Genomic DNA, 3822 nt, shown 5'->3' with positions numbered 1-3822 from the left:
CAGCAGGCCACGCCGGGCGGCCTCCTCGCGCACCTGCGGCTTGCTGGTGTCGCCGAGCGGGAAGAGCGAGTGGGCGAGCTGCCGCTGGTCGAGGACGCCGAGCACGTAGGACTGGTCCTTGCCGTGGTCGACGGCGCGGTGCATCTCGATCAGGCCGTCGGCGCCGGTGCGCAGCTGGGCGTAGTGACCGGTCGCGACGGCGTCGAACCCGAGAGCCAGCGCCCGGTCGAGCACCGCGGCGAACTTGATCTTCTCGTTGCACCGCAGGCACGGGTTGGGCGTGCGGCCGGCGGCGTACTCGTCCATGAAGTCCTCGACCACGTCCTCGTGGAAGGCGTCGGAGAGGTCCCACACGTAGAACGGGATGCCGATGACGTCGGCCGCGCGGCGGGCGTCGTTGCTGTCCTCGATGGTGCAGCAGCCGCGGGCACCCGTGCGGTACGACGCGGGGTTGCGCGAGAGGGCGAGGTGGATGCCGGTCACGTCGTGGCCGGCCTCGACGGCGCGGGCCGCGGCGACGGCGGAGTCCACCCCACCGGACATGGCRGCGATGAGCCTCATCGAGGGGTCCTCATCGTGACTTGGCCGCGCGGGCGCGCTCCACGACCGGTCCGATGGCCTCGACGAGTGCGTCGACGTCGGCGGCGGTGGAGGTGTGGCCGAGCGAGAAGCGCAGCGAGTGGCGGGCCTGGTCGGCGTCGCAGCCCATGGCCAGCAGCACGTGGGAGGGCTGCGGGACCCCGGCGCTGCAGGCCGAGCCGGTGGAGCACTCGATGCCCCGGGCGTCGAGGAGCATGAGCAGCGAGTCGCCCTCGCAGCCCGGGAAGCCCAGGTGCGCGTTGCCGGGGAGGCGGCCGGGGACGTCACCGTCGGCGGCGTCGAGCGCGGCGCCGTGCAGGTGGGCGTCCGGCACCGCCTCGACGACCCGGCGGACCAGGTCGTCGCGGAGGGCGGCCATGCGCTCGGCGTGCTCGGGCTGGGCCTTGACCGAGGCCTCGATGGCGGCGGCGAGCCCGGCGATGGCCGGCGGGTCGAGGGTGCCGCTGCGGATGTCGCGCTCCTGCCCGCCGCCGTGGACGAGGGCGGAGACGCGCAGGTCGCGGCGTACGACGAGGGCACCGACGCCGTAGGGGCCACCGACCTTGTGCCCGGTGAAGCTGAGGGCGTCCACGCCCGAGGCCTCGAAGTCGACCGGCACGGCGCCGACGGCCTGCACCGCGTCGGTGTGGACGGGGATGCCGTGCTCGTGGGCCAGCGCGACCACCTCGTCGACCGGCTGGAGGGTGCCCACCTCGTTGTTGGCCCACATCACCGACACCAGGGCCACGGAGTCCGGGTCGCGCTCGATGGAGCGGCGCAGGGCGTCGACGTCGAGGCGGCCGCGCTGGTCCACGGGCAGCAGCTCCACCTCGGCGCCGTCGTCGGTGGCCAGCCAGTGCAGCGGGTCCAGGACCGCATGGTGCTCGATCGCGGTGGACAGGATCCGGACGCGGCGCGGGTCCTCGCCCCGACGGGCCCAGAAGATGCCCTTGAGGGCGAGGTTGTCGGCCTCCGTGCCCCCCGCGGTGAAGACCACGTCCCCGGGCCGGCAGCCCAGCGAGCGCGCGATCGTCTCGCGGGCCTCCTCGACCACCCGGCGTGCCGAGCGCCCGGAGGCGTGCAGCGAGTTGGCGTTGCCCACCGAGGCCAGCTGCGTCGTCATCGCGTCCAGCGCGACGGGCAGCATCGGCGTCGTCGCGGCGTGGTCGAGGTAGACGGGGGGTCCGGCGGTGGTCATGACCTGCCAAGCCTACGCGCGGGGTGCCTGAGGTCCATCTCGGCGTTCACGCCCGGGCCGCCCGGAGGCCACCTAGGCTCCCGCCCATGTGGCTGGTGTCTCGGCTCGTCGTCCTCTGCCTGCTCCTCGGCACCGGCGCCTGCACGGCCGAGGCCCGCCCGAGCCGCCCGACGTCCACCGCCCTCGGCGCCGACGACCTGCGGCTCGCGGCCGGCGCCGTCGTGGAGCGGCGGGAGGCCGCGTTGCACGACGGGGACCGGGCCGCCTTCCTGTCCACCGTGGACGACGACGCGCTCCAGTTCGTGGCCACGCAGGCTCGCTGGTTCGACAACCTGGCGGCCATGCCGGTCGGCGACCTGCGCCTCGAGCTCGTGGACGACGATCCGCCCGCCCGGGTCGAGGACGGCGAGCTCCGCCTGCCGGTCGACCTCACCTTCCGCCTCGACGGCTTCGAGCAGCGCAGTGTCACGCAGCGGCTGCTGTACACGTTCCGGGACGACGACGGGGAGGCCGTGCTCGTCGACGATCGCGACGCCGAGCGCGACCGCCGTACGGGGTGGCTTCCGGACCCCTGGGACGTCGCCCACGTGGTGGTCCGGGAGAACGGCCCGATCCTCGGCTTCTTCGACGAGGAGACCGAGCCCTACGCCAACGCCGTCATGAAGGACCTGACAGCCTCGCGAAGGACCGTCCTCGCTGCGGTCCCGGACTGGTCCGGTCGGGTCGTGGCCTATGACATCTCCGACCTCACCGCCCTCGAGGAGCGCACTCCCATGGACGTCGCGGAGACCGGCGGGGTCGCCTACCCGGTCCCGGCCCGCCCGGGCTCGAGCAGGGTCGCCGCCTACCGCTTCGTCGTCAACCCGGACGTGGTCCACAACGACCTGCAGCGCGAGTTCCTGCTGCGCCACGAGCTGGCCCACGTGGCACTGGCCGGCAGGGACGACCAGAGCCCGCGCTGGCTGGTGGAGGGCGCCGCCGAGTACGTGTCCCGCAGCCACTACTCCGTCGGGCAGCAGCGCCGGATGGCGGCGTACGTGCTGGCGTACCTCGGCGCATCAGCGCCCCGGCTGGTCGACGGCGCCGAGTTCTACGCCGACGCCGATGCCAGCTACGGGATGGCCGGGGCCGCGTGCACCTACCTGGCGGCGACGCGCGGGACGCGGAGCCTCTGGAACCTGATGGACGCCTTCACCGCCGAGCGGCGTCGGCTCGGGCAGGCCGCGCCGCTCTCGTCGAGACAGGTCGACGCGGTCCTGGCCCGGGAGATCGGCCTCGACGAGCGGAGCCTGGCCCGGGCAGCCGTGGCGTGGGCGACCACCGGCAGCTGAGGACTCACGACGCCATCGGTCCGACCAGCCAGGGGTGGTCGGCGCGTTCACGGCGTACGGCGTCGCGCAGCCACGCCTGCGCGCCCGCGTCGAGCAGCGGCCACGCCACCTCGAGGTCGACGGTGTCCTTGGGGCGGTGCAGCCGCGCCTTGTGGTGCAGCACGACCTCGGGACGCATGTAGCGGATGCCGTCGGCGGCCACCCAGGTGACGTCGGCGAGGGGGACGACGTGCGCGTCGTCGCGACGACTCATCCACAGGCCGTCACGGTCCTCGGACAGGATGCAGTCCAGGAACCACGGGGCCTTCGCGTGGTCGCGCAGCCACACCTGTCCCGCCCCGGCGTGCGGCTCGGGGAMGGCGTCGCTGACCGGCCGGATCGCCCCGCTGCCGGCGCTCCAGACGTGATGACGGTCGCCGACGTGCGCGCGCAGCAGCGGCAGGTCGCGCCGCCAGATCACCAGGTCGATGTCCTCGTGCCGGCGGGCCACGCCGGTGAAGGCCTCGATCGCCCAGCCGCCGACGACCCACCACTCCCCCGGGTAGCCGGCCATGAAGGCCGCCGTGCCGGCCGGGTCGAGGGCGTCCCATGCGCCGTACAGGCGCTGGAAGGCCTCCTCCTCGGCGAGCTCCTCTGCGGAGGGGTCCCAGGTCACGACACGCTCCTCAGAGGAGCACGAGGTCGTCGCGGTGCACGACCTCGCGCTCGTACGCC

The 3822-nt window shown here is 74.0% G+C and carries 3 protein-coding genes and 1 pseudogene; 1 reads left to right on the top strand and 3 read right to left on the bottom strand.

Annotated elements, in window-relative coordinates:
• Together ACXJKL_RS16610 and ACXJKL_RS16605 are read right to left on the bottom strand one after the other, a co-directional pair.
• Positions 1-561, bottom strand: a pseudogene (locus tag ACXJKL_RS16610) (tRNA 2-thiouridine(34) synthase MnmA); the annotation flags it as partial.
• Between the two features lie 10 nt (positions 562-571).
• Complete coding sequence (locus ACXJKL_RS16605; RefSeq protein ID WP_457208127.1) at positions 572-1777, bottom strand: cysteine desulfurase family protein; 1206 nt, start codon at positions 1775-1777, stop codon at positions 572-574.
• An 86-nt stretch (positions 1778-1863) separates the two neighbouring features.
• Here ACXJKL_RS16605 and ACXJKL_RS16600 point away from each other — a divergent pair, with 86 nt between their 5' ends.
• The gene (locus ACXJKL_RS16600; protein ID WP_457208126.1) at positions 1864-3108 is read left to right on the top strand and encodes a hypothetical protein; all 1245 of its coding nucleotides are present in this window, start codon (positions 1864-1866) and stop codon (positions 3106-3108) included.
• A 4-nt stretch (positions 3109-3112) separates the two neighbouring features.
• Here ACXJKL_RS16600 and ACXJKL_RS16595 read toward each other — a convergent pair whose 3' ends face one another.
• The gene (locus ACXJKL_RS16595) at positions 3113-3763 is read right to left on the bottom strand and encodes a hypothetical protein (protein WP_457208125.1); all 651 of its coding nucleotides are present in this window, start codon (positions 3761-3763) and stop codon (positions 3113-3115) included.
• Between the last annotated feature and the right edge of the window lie 59 nt (positions 3764-3822).

This window comes from Nocardioides sp. P5_C9_2 (assembly GCF_054049555.1).
This window is presented reverse-complemented; position numbering and strand designations above follow the sequence as displayed.

What these genes read in the sequence shown, in the direction of transcription:
- ACXJKL_RS16605 (WP_457208127.1), bottom strand. Translation starts at nt 1,777, where the DNA reads ATGACCACCGCCGGACCCCCCGTCTACCTCGACCACGCCGCGACGACG.
- ACXJKL_RS16600 (WP_457208126.1), top strand. Translation starts at nt 1,864, where the DNA reads ATGTGGCTGGTGTCTCGGCTCGTCGTCCTCTGCCTGCTCCTCGGCACC.